The sequence below is a fragment of the Burkholderiaceae bacterium DAT-1 genome (genome assembly GCA_019084025.1).
GTDB lineage: Bacteria > Pseudomonadota > Gammaproteobacteria > Burkholderiales > Chitinimonadaceae > DAT-1.
In genome coordinates, this window is sequence record JAHRBI010000002.1 from 48,412 (window position 1) to 66,165 (window position 17,754).

Consider the following 17,754-nt stretch of genomic DNA (forward strand, 5'->3'; position numbering starts at 1 on the left):
CGGGCCTGGAATGCTTCAAGTGTCATCACAGCGCGCGTTCAAATTTCACCAGCGCTAGACTTCCACGCAGATTGGGCAGCACATTGACGCGTTCGCCCTGATGCAGCACCTGCTGGCTCTGGATCCGTCCACCACGCTGGGTGATCAGATCAGCGAAATCGTTGATCGTACACAGGTGGATGTTGGGCGTGTTGTACCACTGGTAGGGAATGGTTTCTGAGACAGGCATGCGGCCGCGCAGCAGTTGCCAGCGGTTTTCCCAGTAGCCGAAATTCGGGAAGGTGATGATGCCGATATGTCCGACGCGCAGCATCTCGTCGAGGATGGTTTCGATATGCTTCATCGACTGAATGGTCAGTGACAGCACCACGTAATCGAATGATGCCGACTCGAAACCGGCCAGCCCGGATTCCAGATCGCGCTGAATCACATTCACGCCACGGGCGGCTGCACCGATGACGCCATTTACATCAATTTCAACGCCGTAGCCGGAGACTTGCTTGTTGTCGCGTAGCCACGCCAGCAGTTCGCCATCACCGCAGCCCAAGTCGAGCACACGGGTATTGGGGGCAATCCAGGCGGCGATGCGCGCTAAATCGGGACGGAGCTGACTCATACGCCAACCTCCTTGGCAACACGATCAAGATAGGTGTGCATCAGGCGCATATAGGGATCATCCGTCATCAAAAAGGCATCGTGGCCGTGGATGGATTCGATTTCGGCGTAGACCACATGTTTGCGGGCATCCAGTAGCGCCTTGACGGTCTCTTTGGAGCGTTCCGGCGAGAAGCGCCAGTCACTATCAAAACTGATGACCAGAAACTTTGCATCCGTAGCCTGCAATGCAGCAGGCAGGCTGCCGTTGAAGTGACGCGAGGGATCGAAGTAATCCAGCGCCTTGGTCATCAGCAGGTAGGTATTTGCATCGAATACGTCGGCAAACCGATCGCCTTGGTAGCGCAGATACGATTCGATTTCGAATTCGGTGTCGTAGCTGAAACCGTATTCGCCTGCTTTCAATTGGCGGCCGAATTTACCGCCCATGCCTTCATCCGATAGATAGGTGATGTGTCCGAGCATGCGGGCCAGCCGCAACCCGCGACGTGGCACCACGCCGTGCGCATAGTAATCGCCGCCGTGGAAATCCGGATCAGTGAGGATGGCGTTGCGAGCAACGTCGTTGAAGGCGATATTCTGTGCGGTGAGCTTTGGCGCAGAGGCGATGGTCAGGCAATGGCGGACGCGCTTGGGAAACGTAACTGTCCAGCGCAGTGCCTGCATGCCACCCAGACTGCCGCCAATGACGGCAGCCCATGTCTGAATACCGAGCAAATCGGCCAGTCTGGCCTGCGCATGTACCCAGTCATTCACCACGACGACCGGAAACTGTGAACCCCAGGGTTTGCCGGTTGCCGGATTGATGCTGGATGGGCCGGTACTGCCGTGGCAGCCGCCGATATTGTTGACGCCCACTACATAGAAGCGATTGGTATCAATCGGTTTGCCGGGGCCGACCATGCTATCCCACCAGCCGGGGTATTTGTCTTCCGGGGTATAACACCCTGCTACATGATGATTGCCGGATAAGGCATGGCAGATCAGGATGGCATTGGAGTGGTCGGCATTCAGTGTGCCGTAGGTCTCATAGACCAGTGTCCATTCGGACAGCGAGGCTCCGCCTTGCAGCGGGAGCGGCTCGGTAAAGTCGGCGCGCTGGGCGCGTACCAGACCAACGGAATCACTAGATAACATATTGGGCGATCAACTTTAAGGGTCGGGGACGGCTAATTGTCCGACTGGGATGATTGAAGGATGCGTCCTGTTTACACGCATGCCATGCATAAAGATCCAGTGCGGACTAACCCTGAAGTCTACTTGTATTTTCACATTGCGACCATAGCGCGGCCAGCAAGAGCGTGGAGATTGTGATCATGATACTCTGGCCTGCCAGTGTCTCTGTCATGCACATTATCAGCAGCGCAATTAAATAGGTGTGACCTGCTGTTTTAGTTTGAATATGTGTGCTGGCATTAAATCGACGCCAAATGACAATATACCAAGCCAGCCATAATGCGGCACCCGGTAAACCGAGCGTGACCAGGGTCTCCAGAAGGTCATTATGCATATGGGAGAGCCCTTGCAGGCTTGCGAGATGATCGTGTGCCTGCGCTGTGATCAGCGCCTTGCTATTTCCCGGCCCAATACCGGTGAGTGGCTGCTGGCGCCAGGCGCGTATCCCCATGTCCCAGATGCTGAGACGTTGTCCCATTGAGTTGCCTGTTATCTGCTGTTGGCGGTAATGACCGATTTCACTGATCAGATCATTCATGCGGCCAGGCATGGCCATGACTAGTATCAGGCCGGATGCCATGGCAACAAGAGCCGCGCGTGTATAGCGTGGATTGCCCTTTTGCAGGATGTAGTAGAAGCACGCGGCAACTGCAGCGATGAGGGACGATCGGGTTTGCGAGGCGATGATTGCACCGATGGCCCCTATCCATGCCAGTGACGACACAATCAACCCCATGCGCCCGGATGGGCGGGTCAGGCTGGTGATCAAGGCAAAGAGTACCGCCATATTGGCGAATGCGATGTAGTGATGAAAACCGCCTGCACGTGCAATGCCCTGTATCTCGTGCTGCCACAGCCCCAGCGCGCCGCTCGCCATGGCGCCGGCCAGGCATCCCATCATGATTGCCTGAGTGATGCTGCGTTGTCCGCGTAATACGATCATCAGCGGAAAGGCCATGGCGCAGATAAGCGGTGCCTGAAGCACCGAGAGAGGTAAGCCTCTCGCGATCGCATGGGCGGCATTGAGCGTTAGCAGGGCAAGTAGCACCCAGCCTGCCACGGTATCCATGCGGGTGAGTGGAACCTTGCGCAGTGCGTCCCGGAAATTGAATAGCGCAATCGCAATCAGTAAAAGCCCGCCGTAACTGCCGCCCCTTGATGACAGAGCGGATAGCAAGGGAATCAGCGCAAGGAGCGCAATGAGCATCCTGCCGGATACTCGGCTGAATGTATCCCGAGTCAACGCGTTTATATCAGATGGAGCAGGTGGATTCATTTCAGCGTTTGTCAATGGCATCAAAATTTTTGCAGAAGGGCGTCTTGATTTAGGGGGTTGAACGCTTTACTGTCGCGCATTCCTTGCCCGCCTGCTGCGGACGCTTGCAAAGGCGCACACGTACCTTCAGCACATCATGTATGCAGCATGATCGCATAAATCACCGTGTGAAGGGGTCGGGGGCTGGCGCGCTGATTAACTCTCACCGGAAAATGGGTATGGCATTTAAGATGGGCCCGCTGCACGCCAAGCGCAGAGCGCTGCTGGATCAACTCGCAGCCAGGATATTGACACGCCCGCATCCTGGCAGATTTGATCCGAGCAAGGTGCGCAAAGTTGTTTTCCTGCGTGATAACAATAAGTTGGGTGATTTAATTGTCTCGACGGTAGCCATCCGGGAGTTGAAGCGGGCAGGCATGCAGGTGGATATCATCACTCGCGAGGCGGTGGCTGGTTTGCTCGCATGTAATCCATATGTGGACCGAATCTACCAGCATGGCGACTCTATTGGCACGGTGGCAAAGCTGGCGCGCTCGTTGCGTGGCGCGGGCTACGATTTGCTGATTGACCAGCGGAATGAAAAGCCGACCTACAAAGATCTCCTCCTGCTCAGATTGCTGGGGGCAAAACACATTCTGGGATTCAATAAGGCGGCATACCCGATCTATGACTGCAATATTGACGAAAATTTCAGTCTCAAACGCCACGCAGTGATGCGCAATCTGGATATTTTACAGGCCCTTGATTTGCCCGTTGAACAGGTAGATCTCACGTATGATGCTCCCATGGGCGAGACAGCAGAGCAACAGGTGCAAGCTTGGCTAGCCAGCCTGCCTGCTGCAGCGAATCTGGTGATCAATGTAAAGGGTGATAGCCCATATCGCAGTCTGACTTCAGGCCAGCTCGCGTCCATCGTTGAATGGATGCAGTGCCATGCACCGGGCTTCAATCTGATTCTGACTGGTAAGCCGGCCGATATTGCAGACATCAATCTGAATGGCGTCTTGAAGTCGCCCTTTGCTGATTATTTGTCTGCACTCGCACTGGTGAAGCACGCCGATGTGCTGATTTCACCCGATACCTCTATCGTACATGCCGCCTCTGCCTATCAGCGGCCAATTGTGACGCTGTACCAAATAGATGATCCCGCAACGGGCATCTACAGCAACGCAGCAGCCTGGGGGCCGAATAATCCGCATGCAACACAAATTATTTCGGATACTCGCTCTGTCGCTGATATTCCGGTTGCGCGAATCATTGCAGATCTGGCGACCTTGGTGAGCCGGACGAATGCGGGTCAGGTTGACGTTTGACTCAGTAGGGTATGCACTGCATCTATTGCTGATTGAACGGGCAGATCAATCATGCAGCGAGGCGACTGGCAGGCTTTGAGCGTTCTGCCGCAATGGCCTGCCCACGGAATATGTCGCATGAAAATGATGTTTTCGTCTCGGCAGGCGTAATCGGGCAGGGCGACTTTGATTTCGGGGTGATCGCGCCAGAACTCGCCACCACTGAACAGCACGGGTGAACCGGGGCCGTAAATGATGACCGAAGGCGTACCGGTCAGGTGCACCAGATGCGCGACGCCGGTATCCAGACTGATCACGATCCGGGCTTGCGCGAGTAGCTGCCACAGTTGGGCGAGCGATAGATTGCCCGCGAAATGATGCATCCGTCCTTCAGGGTCGACAGCAGCAGCCAGCTCACGCTCATTCGGGCCACAGCTCAGGGCAATCTCTAATCCCAAGGATTCGCAATGCGCGGCCAGCGTGCGCCACTTTTCCGGTTCCCACCGCCGCAAGGGCGAGCTGGAGCCGATGTGAATCACGACATACGGAGCAACAGGTTGCTTGAATGGCGCTGCCGTGGGGGCTGGCCAGTGATCCGGATGAAATACAGGTCGTGCATCATGATCTGCCATGGTCGCGGCCCAGTCTCCCCAGGCCATTGGCGTATCCGGACAGGGCAGACATTCATCCACCATCCAGTTTTTCCATGCCGGTTGGTCGCCAGCAAATGCAGTAATCCAGCGCGCCCCCATGGCGCGAGCCAGCCATGAGTAGCGGTTTTCGGCGGGAATCAGCACCCAGTCCGGTGAAGGGCGCGTAATCAGCGCGCGGATGGTAGCTGCATCTCGCGGGTTAAATGGCAGCGGTTCCACGCCATATGGGCGATGCTGGTAGAGTGGCACCAAGCCTGCTGGCATGGCCATTGCGAGTTCGGCATCCGGAAAACGGGCACGCAGGCTGGCGAGTAAGCCAGTCAGCATAATCGAATCGCCTAGCAGCAGGTGATGCAGTACCAGAATGCGCTTGGGGGAGGAAGGTTTGCGCCGTGGCCATGAAAACGGTGTGCGCAGCAGCGCGAGTCCGATGCTGATTAAGCGACCGGTGCTGCGGCTCATGGGTTGCTCCGCAATACGTCGAGTTGCGCCAGACTCTCATCCAGAATCAGCAGCTGCAAGATAGTTTCCGCCAGTGCTTCCTGTCCATTTAGATAGCTGGCGCTAAACTGATCAATGCGTGCAGCATCCAGCCAGCCATCGGTGAGCTGCTCTAATCGCTCGCCAAGCCCCGCGAAGCGGCCATTCAGATCGTTGCGGAGCCAGCCGGTCAGTGGTGGATTAAAGCCACGTTTTTTGCGGTTGAACAGGTCGAGCGGCGCCAGTTGCGGCATGGCCTGCGCCAGCAGGTACTTGGCTGGCTGGGTAAAGCGGATCTGATCCTGCAGGGCAAACAGTTCACCCAGCCACACATGATCTAGCAGTGGCGCGCGCATTTCCAGACCATGTGCCATGGTGCACAGATCGGCCTTACGCAGAATGTATTCCGGCAGCGTATTGGCAAAATCCAGTGCCAGCAATTGCTTGACCGGCGCGGATTCCTGAACGTCTGGTGTGCGCCAGTACATGGTTTTCGGCAAGACTCTGTCACCGGAAAGCCATCTGCGCTGTGCAGGCGTAAAACCGGAAAAACGCAGCGTATAGGCATCTTGCCAGCTCAGGCGCAGTTCATCCACTAGCTTGCCCAGGCCTTTTGCTGCTGGGCTGCTGATTGACGGGAGCGGCAGGGTAAAGCTGCCGCGCCACGCCTGCTTCATATGCTTGGGATGGCGCTTGTAGCCCGCAAAGACCTCGTCGCCACCATCCCCGCCCAGAATGACCGTGACATGCTTGACGGTTTCGCGCGAGAGATACCAGGTCGGAAAACTGGATGGGTCGGCAAAGGGCTCGTCCAGGTCGGCCACAATCCGCTCGAAATCATCGCCCAGCTGCGTAGGGATGGGCAGCGCCAGGTTGTTGAGCCCGAGTGTCTGCGCAATCTCGGCGGCATCGCTGCTTTCATCAAACTTGGTGCCGGGAAAACTGGCAGTGAACGAACACAGTTCGGTGCGTTGTTGCGCAGCCAGTCGGCTGGCGACACAGCTTGAATCAATCCCGCCGGAGAGAAATACGCCCAGTGGTCGATCTGCGACCGTGCGCAGGGAAACGGCCTCGTCCAGTGTCGCCAGTGCAGTTTCCACGCAGCCTGAACCATCTGCAACAGGCGCCCAGTAACGGCGAATGTCGACCGAGCCATTATTCAGCGAGTAAGTCAGCACATGCCCGTTTGGCAGGCGCTGAATGTGCTGGAAAATGGTAGCAGGTGCCGGAATGTAGCGATGCGCCAGATAGGCATCGATGGATGTCTGTGAAAAGGCTCGCTGATCCTGCGGCAGCCACGGTAGTACGCTGCGGACGGTTGAACCAAAGGCAATGCCATCCGGCCCGTGGCTATATACCATCGGCTTGAGACCCATGCGGTCACGCAGCAGGAAAAGTTTGCCGATGCGCCGGTCGAGAATCGCAATGGCAAACATGCCGCGCAGGCGCGGAATCAGCGCATCTAGCCCCCACGCTTCATAGGCGCGCAGGATGAATTCGGTATCAGAGCTTGTATGGAAAACCGCCCCGCAGGCCTCGAGTGACTCGCGCTGATCTTCCCAGCCATAGATTTCGCCGTTGTAGCAGATGGAGATCTGGCCGTCGGCGCTGTGCATCGGCTGATCGGCAATCGGGCGTGGGTCGCGGATCGAGAGGCGCGCATGCAGCATACCTGCTGTCGCAGACTGATCTGCGGATATGATGTCACCGGCCGTATTCCAGCAATGTTCGTGCTGCGCATCCGGGCCACGTTGACGGAGCGCCCGCAGCATGGCCTGTCGGGTGACCGGCGCAATCGGGCGCTGGCCGAAGAATCCTGCAATTCCGCACATCAGCGCAGCTCCGTTTCCTGTATCACCTGGCGGAATACGTGTTCCATTTTGTCCAGCATCTGTTCGATGCCAAAGTGTGTGCGTGCATACTCAAGTCCGGCATGGCCCATTTTACGGCGCAGTTCTCGGTCGGCCATCAGACGGCTCAATGCCTGCACCAGCGATGCTTTGACCCGTGGCGGTACAATCAGGCCGGTTTGCTCGTTCAGTACGGCTTCAGCCATCGCACCCACACTGGTGGTGACGACGGGCAGGCCACAGGCGACGGCCTGCATCACGGATTGCGGTACGCCCTCATCGCCCCATGTGGGCAGAGTGAAGAGGTCAAGTGCACTGAGCCAGAGGGTGACATCCGCCTGGCGGCCAACGAGTTGTACTGAGGATTCCAGTCGCTGAGTCTGAATGCGGTTTTCCAGATGTGATCGGCGCGGGCCGTCACCGATAATGATCAGCTTCCATTCGGGGAATTGCTGGCTCACCACTTGCCATGCATCGAGCAGGGCATCATGTCCTTTACGGTCGATGAGCGCAGACAGGACGCCAAGCAGCGGTTGTTCGCCGAGCCCGAGCCGCTTGCGGGCCTCGCTTTGCTGAATTGGCTGGAAATAACTGAGATCAATGCCGGTCCGCACGGATGTCATCCGGGCAAGATCGAATCCGTTATATTGATGCAAGCGCTGGCGTAACACTTCGCCTGTCGTCACGATATGCGAGGTGGCGACTTTGTACAGCCAGCGGGTGCTCGGGCGATTGCTAATCTGGGTAGATACATGGCGGGTGCGCACCATAGGCGGCATCGCGGGCAGAGAGCGGCATGCGAGCGCGGTTAGCCACGCATCAGTGGAACTATGCGTATTAATGATGTCAAACTCATGCCCATGCTTGGCGAGCCAGCGGCGCAAGGCGCGTAAGGCTGGAATGCGCTTCTTGGCAATGGGCAAACCAGTGGCCGGAATACCGCGTTTGTGGGCTTCCGGCAGAATCGGGGCTTGTTCGGGGGCGAGTAGCATCACTTGATGGCCGCGTGCCATCATGCCGCGCATTTCAGTCAGGATACGAATTTCCTGACCGCCCCAGCCTGTCGAAGATTCAGTGTGCAGAATATTCAAGTGCTGACGATCCGTTCCTGTCATCTGCCGTTGGTATGCTCACCGTCCGGCGCTGTCCCTGTGTTGGTTTGCGCATATTCCGCCTGTCGGCGCGGAACTATACCTTGCTTGGCGGTATCCGTGCCAGTTTAGAGTCGTGACAGAGTGTAACCGTCAGCCTGCGTCCTTGCTCCGGAACTGCAGGTTGTACAAGTCGGCATAGGCACCGCCGGTTTGAAGCAGGCTGGCATGATTGCCACTTTCAATGATCTCGCCAGATTGCATCACGACGATGCGGTCGGCTTGCTCGATGGTACTGAGCCGGTGCGCGATCACCAGTGTTGTCCGACCCTTCATCAGAATATCCAGCGCTGCCTGAACTTGCCGCTCCGATTCTGTGTCCAGTGCAGAGGTGGCCTCATCCAGAATCAGGAGTGGCGCATCTTTGTAAATGGCACGGGCAATCGCGAGACGCTGGCGCTGACCGCCGGATAGACGTGTGCCATTTTCACCGATGAGCGTATGGTAGCCATCCGGCATGCGTTCGATGAATTCGTGTGCAAAAGCCGCTTTGCCTGCAGTGATCACCTTATCCAGATCCGGCGCGGGATCGCCATAGGCAATATTGGCGGCGATCGTATCGTTAAACAGCACGACATCCTGTGACACCAGCGCAATCTGGCGGCGCAAATCGGACAGGGGCATGTCGCGAATATCGATACCATCCAGAAGGATGCGGCCTGCTGACGGATCGTAGAAGCGCGGCAGCAGATTGGCAATCGTGGTTTTGCCGCTGCCCGATGCTCCCACCAAAGCGACCGTCTCACCCGCAGGGATAGCGAGGGATACTTGCTTGAGTGCCGGACGGCTATCCTCGATATCTGGCGTGTAATGGAACGCGATGGCATCAAAGAGCAGCTCGCCACGCGTACGCAGGATCGTAGTCTTGCCTGTGTCGACTTCGCCGGAGACTTTGAGCAGATCGAAGGCGGACTCAGCTGCGGCAAGGCCTTTTTGCAGCGGCTCGTTCAGTTTGGTCAGACTTTTGACGGGCCCCTGAATTGCCAGCAAGGCGCCCATAAATGCCACAAAATCGCCGGGTGACAAATGGCCCTGACGCGCACGGCTCAGCGCAAAGTAAATGATGATCGACAGCACCGCACCAATCAGCAGCATGATCAGGCCGGAGTTAATAGCAGCCGTAGATGCTTGCTTCACCGTCAGGCTACGCACGCGGTTGGCAACCGTGTTGAAGCGATCCGCTTCGTAGCGCTGCCCGCCAAAAATCTTGACCACGCGCTGTCCGCCAATAATTTCGTCGAGCACGCGGGTCATCTCGCCAAAGCTCGATTGCGCATCATGTCCAAGCTTGCGCAGACGCTTGCCTGCGACATTGACGATCAAACCCACACAGGGTGCCAGAATCAGTACCAGCATCATCAATTGCCAGTCTTTGTTCAGCATGACGGCCAGATAGCCAATTACCGCCACACCATCCTTGATAACCGTATTGAGGACGTTTAAGCCCGCCTGAGACATCTGGTTGACGTCAAATGCAATTTTTGACAGGGTCAGACCGGTCGATGTGTTGTCAAAATAGCGGTTAGGCAGCGTGAGGACGTGGCGAAATAATTGATCGCGCAAATCATGTTGCACGCGGCTTTGCAGCCAGGCGCTGCCGTATTCGCCGCTAAAGCTGGCCAGCATGCGTATACACGTCAGAAAAAAGATGACGGCAGGTATGCTCCACAGCGCAGCCTGGCGCGGGTCGAGTACCAGCCAGTGTGACAGCCAATCCAGAGAGGATGCTGTACTGACTGCATTCGGCATGAGCCGAGAGCTATCGAATGCATCGATGACCGTGCCTAACTGTTTCACCAGTAATACATCGGTAGCAGATGCGATGGCGACAGCGAGTGTGGTGCCTGTGGCAATACCTGCGTAGGGACGGAAATAGCCGAGGATGCGCAGGTAGAGATCGCGTGTGTTCACGGAAGTGCCAGTGTGTGTGGAATCAGCCTATTTTACACGAGGGTCAGGTGAAGCAACGGGTGTGTGCTATGAATATATGATGCGGATGCTGTTGTTAAAGCATTTGTTAAAATGTAAATAAATGACAGGTATTGGTAATCTTAATCATTGAAATGATTTGAAACTTGATGTGACTTGAAGTTGCTTGGGGATGCTTGATACATTGGTTGCATACGATGTGAACGAGAAGCACTGAGGACATTGGAGGCAGGGAACTGCGATGAAAGTATGCACCGCGAGACATGCACGACTGCCTGTTGTTGGCTATTTAAGCCAGAATGGTGTGCATGATTGCCCTGATAAAATCTTTCCGGTGATGTCGTTGCCAGGCGGGATGTTTTATCGGGGTGATCCGGCGCAAGAGCATTTTCAATGGCTTGATGCGCATATCCTCTTTGCCGAGACTGCCCACTTTGTCCGTTTCTTGTATTTCGTCGATCCATATATTGTGCAATCGGGGCATGTAGCCGGGCGTATGGCGCCTGCAGTCTTGCAGGTTCGCAAGGCGACTAAGCGCAAGTCACCTCCTGTTGTGGATGTGATCTATGTGATTCCAGAGTTGCGACGCAAGGGAATTGCAACCTTGCTGGTGAATATGGCGCAGGAAAAATTCCCCAATCTGTCACTTGATGGCAATCTGAGTCCTGACGGAGCTGCTTTTTTTGGGTACCAGCTGCCAAAACAACATCGGGCGGCATGAGGGCCACCCGATTGTGTTTGCACCTGATTTATTCTTTGCCGCTTAATTAGTGTGCAGCTTCCCAGCTTGGGCCGACACCAACTTCCGCCAGTAAGGGCACTCTGAGCGCCGCGACTTCTGCCATCAGCTCGGGCAGGCGCGTCTTCACGCGGTCGAGCTCGGCTTCGGGGACTTCCAGTACCAGTTCATCGTGTACCTGCATCACCAGACGACTCTCGATCTGTTCATCTTCAATCCACTTCTGCACCGCCAGCATTGCCAGTTTCACTAAATCGGCAGCGGTGCCCTGCATCGGCGCATTGATGGCCGCACGTTCGGCTCCGGCACGGCGGGCGGCGTTCGACGATTTGATTTCCGGCAGCCACAGGCGCCGGCCAAACCAGGTTTCCACATAGCCCTGCGAGCGCGCCAGTTCGCGGGTACGCTGCATATAATCAGCTACACCGGGATAGCGCTGGAAATAGCGATCTACAAATTGCTGGGCGGCGCTGCGCTCGATGCCCAGTTGCGCTGCCAGGCCAAAGGCGCTCATGCCGTAGATCAGGCCGAAATTGATCGCCTTGGCGTAGCGGCGCTGTTCGGCGGTGACTGCGGACACCTCCAGCCCGAACACCTCAGCTGCGGTGGCACGGTGGATGTCTTCTCCGCGTGCAAACGCGCTGATCAGACCATCATCCCCCGACAGATGCGCCATGATGCGCAGTTCGATCTGCGAATAATCTGCAGACACAATCACATGGCCGGGCGGGGCGATAAAGGCTTCGCGCACACGGCGACCTTCTGCCGTCCGCACCGGGATGTTCTGCAGATTCGGGTCGTTGGAAGCGAGTCGGCCGGTCACGGCGACTGCCTGCGCATAGTTGGTATGCACGCGGCCGGTACGCTGATTCACCATTAACGGCAGCTTGTCGGTGTAGGTGGACTTCAGTTTGGCCAGCGAGCGGTGCTGCAGGAGGCGGGCGGGCAGCGGGTAGTTCTGCGCCAGCTCTTCCAGTACTTCTTCATCGGTCGACGGCGCGCCCTTGGGCGTCTTTTTGATAACGGGCAGTTGCAGCTTGTCGAACAGAATCTCGCCGATCTGCTTGGGGGAGGCCAGATTGAATGGCTGCCCGGCCAATTCGTAGGCTTCCTGCTCCAGTTTCAGCATACCCTGACCCAGCGAATGGCTCTGGCGATTCAGCTCTGCGCCATCTACGAGAACGCCGTGGCGTTCCATAGTGAACAGTACCTCGCGAACGGGCATTTCCAGCTCGCGGTAGACACGATTGAGGCCGGTTTCTGCGGCCAGACGTGGCGCGAAGGTGTGATAAAGACGCAGGGTGACATCGGCATCCTCTGCCGAATACTGTGTGGCGATACTGATATCAACGGCGTCGAACAGGATCTGCTTGGCACCTTTGCCGCACACTTCTTCGTACAGCATGGTTTTCAGGCCCAGATGCCGTGCAGCCAGATCGTCCATATTGTGGCGTTCAGTGGAGTCGAGCACATAACTCTGCAGTAGCGTATCGTCCTGAATGCCGCGCAGCTGAATGCCGTGATTGGCGAACACATGCTGGTCATATTTCAGATTCTGGCCAACCTTGGCGAACTGATCGCTTTCCAGCCAAGGACGCAGTGTGTCGATAGCCTGATCGAAGGGGATTTGCTCCGGCGCATCCGGGTAGCGGTGCGCCAGCGGCAGGTAGGCAGCATCCCCTTCTGCTACGGCGAAGCTGATACCCACAATGCGGGCCACCATCGGGTCAAGGCTGTCTGTTTCGGTATCGACCGCTGCAATTGGCGCGGCGGTGAGCTTGTCAATCCATACCTTGAGTGTGTCTACATCGAGAATGCAGGGATAGTTGCGCTCAAGTTCGCGCAGTTCCAACTGCGGGGCGGGTTGGAAGGCGGCCGGCGTTGCCTTGGCAGTGTCGCCTTTTTTGCTGTCGCTGCCAGTTGATTCGCCTTTCAGTTCGGCCAGCCAGCTACGGAAGCCATAATTCTGGTACAGTTGGCCTAGTGTTGCAGGATCAGCAGCACGCAGGCGCAATGTCTCCATGCCAGCGGGCATGTGTGCGGAGAGGTCGACATCGCAGGCGATCGTCACCAGTTGGCGCCCCATCGGCAACCAGTCCAGTGTATCGCGCAGGTTCTGGCCCACCACGCCCTTGATGGTGGCCGCTGCAGCCATGACGCCATCGAGCGAACCGTACTCTCCCAGCCATTTGACCGCTGTTTTCGGGCCGCATTTCGGTACGCCGGGCACATTGTCCACGGTGTCGCCGATGAGCGCGAGATAGTCGATGATGCGATCCGGGCGCACGCCGAATTTGGCTTCCACGCCGGCTTCATCCAGGACTTCGTTGCTCATGGTGTTAACAAGGCGGACACCGGGCGTGACCAATTGGGCCATGTCCTTGTCGCCCGTGGAAATGATGACCTGCATGCCACTTGCATCGCCCTGGCGGGCCAGTGTGCCGATCACATCGTCGGCTTCGACGCCGTCGACCATCAGAATCGGCAGCCCCAGTGCGGCTACGGCCTGATGGATCGGCTCGATCTGGGCGCGCAGATCATCCGGCATGGGCGGACGATGCGCTTTATAGTCAGGATACAGGTCGTCGCGGAAGGTTTTGCCTTTCGCGTCGAATACGCAGGCGACGAAATCGGCGGGTATTTCCTTCTGGAGGCGCTTGAGCATGGAAATCATGCCGTACAGTGCCCCGGTCGGTGTCCCCGCGCTGTTGCGCAGATCCGGCAGTGCATGGAATGCGCGATAGAGGTAGGAAGAGCCGTCGATCAGTAACAGGGTCGTAGCGGTCATGTCGGTTCCGGTGGTAGTGTGGCTATCAGGGACGGGCGGAGGTGGGTTACCTTACCCGCCGCCAGACTGGATGGAAAGCGTTCGGCAGGGTTGCCGGACAGAAAGTTGATGATTAATGAGCTTGCACGACAAAATACCCAGTGAATCGGACCCGGCAGCGACGGCTGCCACTCAGGCCTATCGCGCGCGCGAGGCCTGGCGCGTCTTTGAAATCATGTCCGAGTTCGTCGAGGCCACCGAGCGCCTGCAGGCGATCCAGCCGGCCGTGAGTATTTTCGGTTCAGCCCGTACGCCGCGCGATCATCCCTACTACGCACTCACCGAAGAAATCGCCCGGCGCCTGTCCGATGCAGGCTTCTCGGTGATTTCGGGTGGCGGGCCGGGGATCATGGAGGCGGCGAATAAAGGCGCATTTTACGGAAAATCGCCCTCGGTTGGGTTGAATATCCTGCTGCCGCACGAACAAAGCGGCAATGCCTATCAGGATGTGAGCCAGACTTTCCGCCACTTTTTTGCGCGCAAAGTGATGTTTGTGAAAAATGCCACAGCCTATGTGGTGATGCCGGGCGGATACGGTACGCTGGACGAACTGACCGAAGCACTGACCCTCATCCAGACCCGTAAGTCGCGCAAGATTCCCATTATTCTGGTGGGCAGCGCGTTCTGGAGTGGACTGATGGCGTGGATACGTTCCACCCTCGTCGACGAAAAGATGATCAATGCGGAAGATCCTGATTTGATTCAGATCATCGACGATCCGGCGCAAGTGGTGGATGCTATTTTCAACTTCTATGAAAGCCGCGGATTTGCCCTGAGTGTGGCCGAACGCGAAATGCAGCTGAGTCTGTAGGAGATGGTGATGAAGATCTGGATGGCTGTATTGACTGCCATGCTGGCAGCGCATGTGAGTGCAGCGGATGTGCCGGTTGGTCAGGCAGACCGGGTCGATCCTAAAAAGACGACCGTACCGCCGCCGCCCCCGATGCCAAAGGAACCCGCACAAGCCGCGGTGCCGGATGCGGACAAAGTTGCTGCTGATAAGCCGGTCACCACCATTGTCGAGCGCGAAAACACTAAGTTCACCGAATACCGCGTGGCGGGTCGCCTGTACATGATCAAGGTCGAGCCCAAAGTGGGTCCTGCCTATTATCTGTACGATGAAAACGGGTCGGGTTTACGTCCGGTGACCGCGCCGGATAACGGCCAGCATCTGTCGCCGCCGCGCTGGGTGCTGTTTACCTTCTAATTCGATTTTTCAATCTTTCTTGCCCGTCAGGAGCCTTGCATGTCTGTGTTTACCACTGTCACCCCGGAAGCGTTGTCGAGCTGGCTGCGCGGCTATTCAATCGGTGAACTGGTCGAACTGAAGGGCATTGCCGAAGGCGTAACAAACACCAACTACCAGCTGGTGACGACGCAGGGGCGTTATGTGCTGACCCTGTTCGAAACCCTGACGGCGGAAGATTTGCCTTACTACGTCAACCTGATGGTGCATCTGGCGCGCCACGGCATTGCTAGTGCCGCGCCCATTGCCAATCTGCGCGACGAATACATCGATACCCTGTGCGGTCGTCCTTCCATTGTGGTCAACTGGCTGAATGGCAAGCCGGTCGAACATCCCGATGAGGTGCAGTGTCATGCATTGGGGGCAATGCTGGCGCAGATGCATCGCGCCGGTGAAACTTATCCTGCCCGTATGCACAATCCGCGCGGCCCCAAGTGGTGGCGCATGACGGCAGAGCATTTGTACAGTGATCTGCCCGAGGAGACGCGCGAGCTGTTGCGTCACGAATTGCACGAACAGGCCCGCCATCGCTATGCGCATCTGCCCACAGGTGTCATCCATGCCGATCTGTTCCGTGACAATGTACTCATGGATGGCGAACGAATCGGCGGCTTTATCGACTTCTACTATGCCTGCAATGATCTGCTGAGTTTCGATCTGGCGATTACCGTGAATGACTGGTGCGCCCTGCCAGATGGCGAAATTGATCCGGTGCGCGCCAAAGCATTGTGTGCAGGGTACCAATCCGTACGTCCGCTCAATGCAGATGAACGACAGGCATGGCCGCTGGTGCTGCGCTCTGCGGCGATTCGCTTCTATGTGTCGCGCCTGCTCGACTGGTATCGTCCGGCTAGCGGCGAGTTGACCTGGAAAAAAGACCCGGAAGTATTTGGCCGCATCCTGCGCGCCCATATCCAGCGCGATGTGGCGGCAACCCTGTCCTGGCTGGATGATTGATGACCCCGGTACCCCAGCCTCGCCTATCCCTTCCCACCTGGCGACTTACCATCGCGGTGATCGGCGCCTGTGTTGCACTCTTGCTGTCCATGCTGGCCGTAGTGCATCGCGATGCACGTGTGTCAGCCGAGCAAATGGCGGCACGCTCCCTGTCAGGGCTGGCCGATCTGCTTCAGATGCAGATCGAACGTGCCGAGGTGAATCAAGCTGGTCACGTAGCCTCGCGACAGCGTCGCGAGAGTGGGCGCGCTGAATCAAGTGATGTGCCGCCTATTGGATTGCCGGTGTCGGTCAGTGGACGTCTGTTGAATGGCAAGGTTGAGGCGCCGCTTGGACGGAGCCAGGCATTTCCAGAATTATTCGAGCCACAATCGTCTGATCACCATGCATTGCTGGTAGCCGAAAATGCAGCGGGGCAACCCTGGCTGCTATTGCGACGTCCACTTGCAGGTGGACGCATGCTTGAACTGGCGGAACCTACTCAGGTGTGGGAAGGCAGCCTGGATGCACAAGCGCGTAATGCCTGGATGATGGGCGCCACGATTGTGCTATTGGGCGCCGGTTTGTGCGGCATCATCTGGTTGCTGGGGCGCGATGCGCGGCGCACCCGCGAATGGGCGCATCAGATTCAGGAAAACGAACGGCAATTGCGCGGTGTACTCGACAAATCGCCTGTCGCGCTGGCCATGGCCGACACCGAAACGGGGGAGGTTCACTACGCCAATGACCGCATGCGCGCGCTACTCGGGGAAATGACAGCGCCGCCTGCCGTGAAGGGCGATACCCTACTAGGCCCGCTGATTACCCGTCAGGATTGGCAGGCGATTCGCCATGAAATGGGTAATGCGCTCGCACTGGATAACCTCGAATTTCGTCTAGCAGGCGCAGACGACGAACGATGGGGCATGCTGTCTGCGCGCCATGTGCCCATGGGCGCGGAATTCGATGCCATGCTGATTGGTATCGCCGATATTAGCGAACGCAAGGCGCACGAAATGCGTCTGGCTAATGAAGCCATGACCGATATGCTGACAGGTCTACCGAATCGGCGCTATTTCATGAATCGCTCGCTGGCAGCGTGTGAAATGGCACGGCGGTACGCACGGCCACTGAGTGTACTGATGATCGATCTGGATCATTTCAAACGCATCAACGATCGTTATGGACATGCAATGGGAGACAAGGTCCTGCATCTCGTTGCTCAGACCATTCAGTCGAGTTTGCGTCAGCCTGACGTATGTGGTCGTCTGGGCGGCGAGGAGTTTGCGGCCATGCTGCCCGAGGCGTCGCTGACACAGGCGCTTGAGGCGGCCGAGCGTATCCGGCAGGCCGTTGCTGCCCTGCGGTTTGATGTGCCCGAGGGCGACGTTGTCCAGATGACAGTCAGCATTGGTGTCGCGCAGTACGATCCGAAAAGTGTTGAAATCGAACCCGCGCTGGAAGCTGCAGATCGCGCCCTCTATCGCGCCAAAGCAGCAGGACGCAATCGCGTGATGCTGGCCCGGCAGGCGTCAACCGATCAAACGGATACAACCGCAACGCCCGCCTAAGCGCTCATCAAGC

General features: G+C 57.2%; 14 protein-coding genes. 6 read left to right on the forward strand and 8 right to left on the reverse strand.

Annotated features, from left to right (window positions below):
- Positions 1–25: 25 nt before the first annotated feature.
- From metW to KSF73_03385, 3 genes are all read right to left on the reverse strand, one after another.
- On the reverse strand, positions 26–616 hold the full coding sequence (gene metW / locus KSF73_03375; GenBank protein ID MBV1774752.1) for a methionine biosynthesis protein MetW: 591 nt from the start codon (positions 614–616) through the stop codon (positions 26–28).
- Positions 613–1,752, reverse strand: a complete 1,140-nt coding sequence (locus KSF73_03380; GenBank protein ID MBV1774753.1) for a homoserine O-acetyltransferase — start codon at positions 1,750–1,752, stop codon at positions 613–615. The genes metW and KSF73_03380 overlap by 4 nt, the downstream gene beginning before the upstream one ends.
- 106 nt (positions 1,753–1,858) lie before the next feature.
- Positions 1,859–2,998 (reverse strand): O-antigen ligase family protein, encoded by a 1,140-nt coding sequence (locus KSF73_03385; protein MBV1774754.1) that lies wholly within the window; start codon positions 2,996–2,998, stop codon positions 1,859–1,861.
- A gap of 287 nt (positions 2,999–3,285) precedes the next feature.
- Between KSF73_03385 and KSF73_03390 the strand changes: the two genes are divergently transcribed.
- On the forward strand, positions 3,286–4,380 hold the full coding sequence (locus KSF73_03390) for a hypothetical protein (protein ID MBV1774755.1): 1,095 nt from the start codon (positions 3,286–3,288) through the stop codon (positions 4,378–4,380).
- Here KSF73_03390 and KSF73_03395 read toward each other — a convergent pair.
- The 4 genes from KSF73_03395 to msbA all read right to left on the reverse strand — a co-directional run bounded on the left by KSF73_03395 (position 4,365) and on the right by msbA (position 10,404).
- Positions 4,365–5,474: a glycosyltransferase family 9 protein gene (locus KSF73_03395; GenBank protein MBV1774756.1), complete on the reverse strand. Its 1,110-nt coding sequence runs from the start codon at positions 5,472–5,474 to the stop codon at positions 4,365–4,367. The genes KSF73_03390 and KSF73_03395 overlap by 16 nt on opposite strands.
- Entirely contained in the window at positions 5,471–7,324 is a 1,854-nt protein-coding gene (gene asnB, locus KSF73_03400) for an asparagine synthase (glutamine-hydrolyzing) (protein MBV1774757.1), read from the reverse strand. The genes KSF73_03395 and asnB overlap by 4 nt, the downstream gene beginning before the upstream one ends.
- Entirely contained in the window at positions 7,324–8,433 is a 1,110-nt protein-coding gene (locus tag KSF73_03405) for a glycosyltransferase family 4 protein (GenBank protein MBV1774758.1), read from the reverse strand. Before KSF73_03405 ends, asnB begins: the two co-directional genes overlap by 1 nt.
- 153 nt (positions 8,434–8,586) lie before the next feature.
- Positions 8,587–10,404, reverse strand: a complete 1,818-nt coding sequence (gene msbA, locus KSF73_03410) for a lipid A export permease/ATP-binding protein MsbA (protein MBV1774759.1) — start codon at positions 10,402–10,404, stop codon at positions 8,587–8,589.
- Positions 10,405–10,663: 259 nt separating this feature from the next.
- On the opposite strand from msbA, the gene KSF73_03415 reads away from it, so the two are divergent.
- Positions 10,664–11,143 (forward strand): GNAT family N-acetyltransferase, encoded by a 480-nt coding sequence (locus tag KSF73_03415; GenBank protein ID MBV1774760.1) that lies wholly within the window; start codon positions 10,664–10,666, stop codon positions 11,141–11,143.
- Positions 11,144–11,189: 46 nt separating this feature from the next.
- Here the strand turns inward: KSF73_03415 and polA are convergent, their stop codons facing one another.
- Complete coding sequence (polA, locus tag KSF73_03420) at positions 11,190–13,949, reverse strand: DNA polymerase I (GenBank protein ID MBV1774761.1); 2,760 nt, start codon at positions 13,947–13,949, stop codon at positions 11,190–11,192.
- 115 nt (positions 13,950–14,064) lie between these two features.
- Between polA and KSF73_03425 the strand changes: the two genes are divergently transcribed.
- From KSF73_03425 to KSF73_03440, 4 genes are read left to right on the forward strand one after another with little or no spacing between them, the layout of a single operon-like run.
- Positions 14,065–14,799 (forward strand): TIGR00730 family Rossman fold protein, encoded by a 735-nt coding sequence (locus tag KSF73_03425; GenBank protein MBV1774762.1) that lies wholly within the window; start codon positions 14,065–14,067, stop codon positions 14,797–14,799.
- A 9-nt stretch (positions 14,800–14,808) separates the two neighbouring features.
- Entirely contained in the window at positions 14,809–15,195 is a 387-nt protein-coding gene (locus tag KSF73_03430; protein ID MBV1774763.1) for a DUF2782 domain-containing protein, read from the forward strand.
- Between the two features lie 39 nt (positions 15,196–15,234).
- Entirely contained in the window at positions 15,235–16,191 is a 957-nt protein-coding gene (locus KSF73_03435) for a homoserine kinase (GenBank protein ID MBV1774764.1), read from the forward strand.
- Entirely contained in the window at positions 16,191–17,741 is a 1,551-nt protein-coding gene (locus KSF73_03440; GenBank protein MBV1774765.1) for a GGDEF domain-containing protein, read from the forward strand. The genes KSF73_03435 and KSF73_03440 overlap by 1 nt, the downstream gene beginning before the upstream one ends.
- The last annotated feature ends 13 nt before the right edge of the window (positions 17,742–17,754 follow it).

What these genes read in the sequence shown, in the direction of transcription:
- KSF73_03380 (MBV1774753.1), bottom strand. Translation starts at nt 1,752, where the DNA reads ATGTTATCTAGTGATTCCGTTGGTCTGGTACGCGCCCAGCGCGCCGAC.
- KSF73_03390 (MBV1774755.1), top strand. Translation starts at nt 3,286, where the DNA reads ATGGCATTTAAGATGGGCCCGCTGCACGCCAAGCGCAGAGCGCTGCTG.
- metW (MBV1774752.1), bottom strand. Translation starts at nt 616, where the DNA reads ATGAGTCAGCTCCGTCCCGATTTAGCGCGCATCGCCGCCTGGATTGCC.
- KSF73_03395 (MBV1774756.1), bottom strand. Translation starts at nt 5,474, where the DNA reads ATGAGCCGCAGCACCGGTCGCTTAATCAGCATCGGACTCGCGCTGCTG.
- KSF73_03425 (MBV1774762.1), top strand. Translation starts at nt 14,065, where the DNA reads ATGAGCTTGCACGACAAAATACCCAGTGAATCGGACCCGGCAGCGACG.
- KSF73_03440 (MBV1774765.1), top strand. Translation starts at nt 16,191, where the DNA reads ATGACCCCGGTACCCCAGCCTCGCCTATCCCTTCCCACCTGGCGACTT.
- asnB (MBV1774757.1), bottom strand. Translation starts at nt 7,324, where the DNA reads ATGTGCGGAATTGCAGGATTCTTCGGCCAGCGCCCGATTGCGCCGGTC.
- KSF73_03435 (MBV1774764.1), top strand. Translation starts at nt 15,235, where the DNA reads ATGTCTGTGTTTACCACTGTCACCCCGGAAGCGTTGTCGAGCTGGCTG.
- KSF73_03415 (MBV1774760.1), top strand. Translation starts at nt 10,664, where the DNA reads ATGAAAGTATGCACCGCGAGACATGCACGACTGCCTGTTGTTGGCTAT.
- polA (MBV1774761.1), bottom strand. Translation starts at nt 13,949, where the DNA reads ATGACCGCTACGACCCTGTTACTGATCGACGGCTCTTCCTACCTCTAT.
- KSF73_03385 (MBV1774754.1), bottom strand. Translation starts at nt 2,998, where the DNA reads ATGCTCATTGCGCTCCTTGCGCTGATTCCCTTGCTATCCGCTCTGTCA.
- KSF73_03430 (MBV1774763.1), top strand. Translation starts at nt 14,809, where the DNA reads ATGAAGATCTGGATGGCTGTATTGACTGCCATGCTGGCAGCGCATGTG.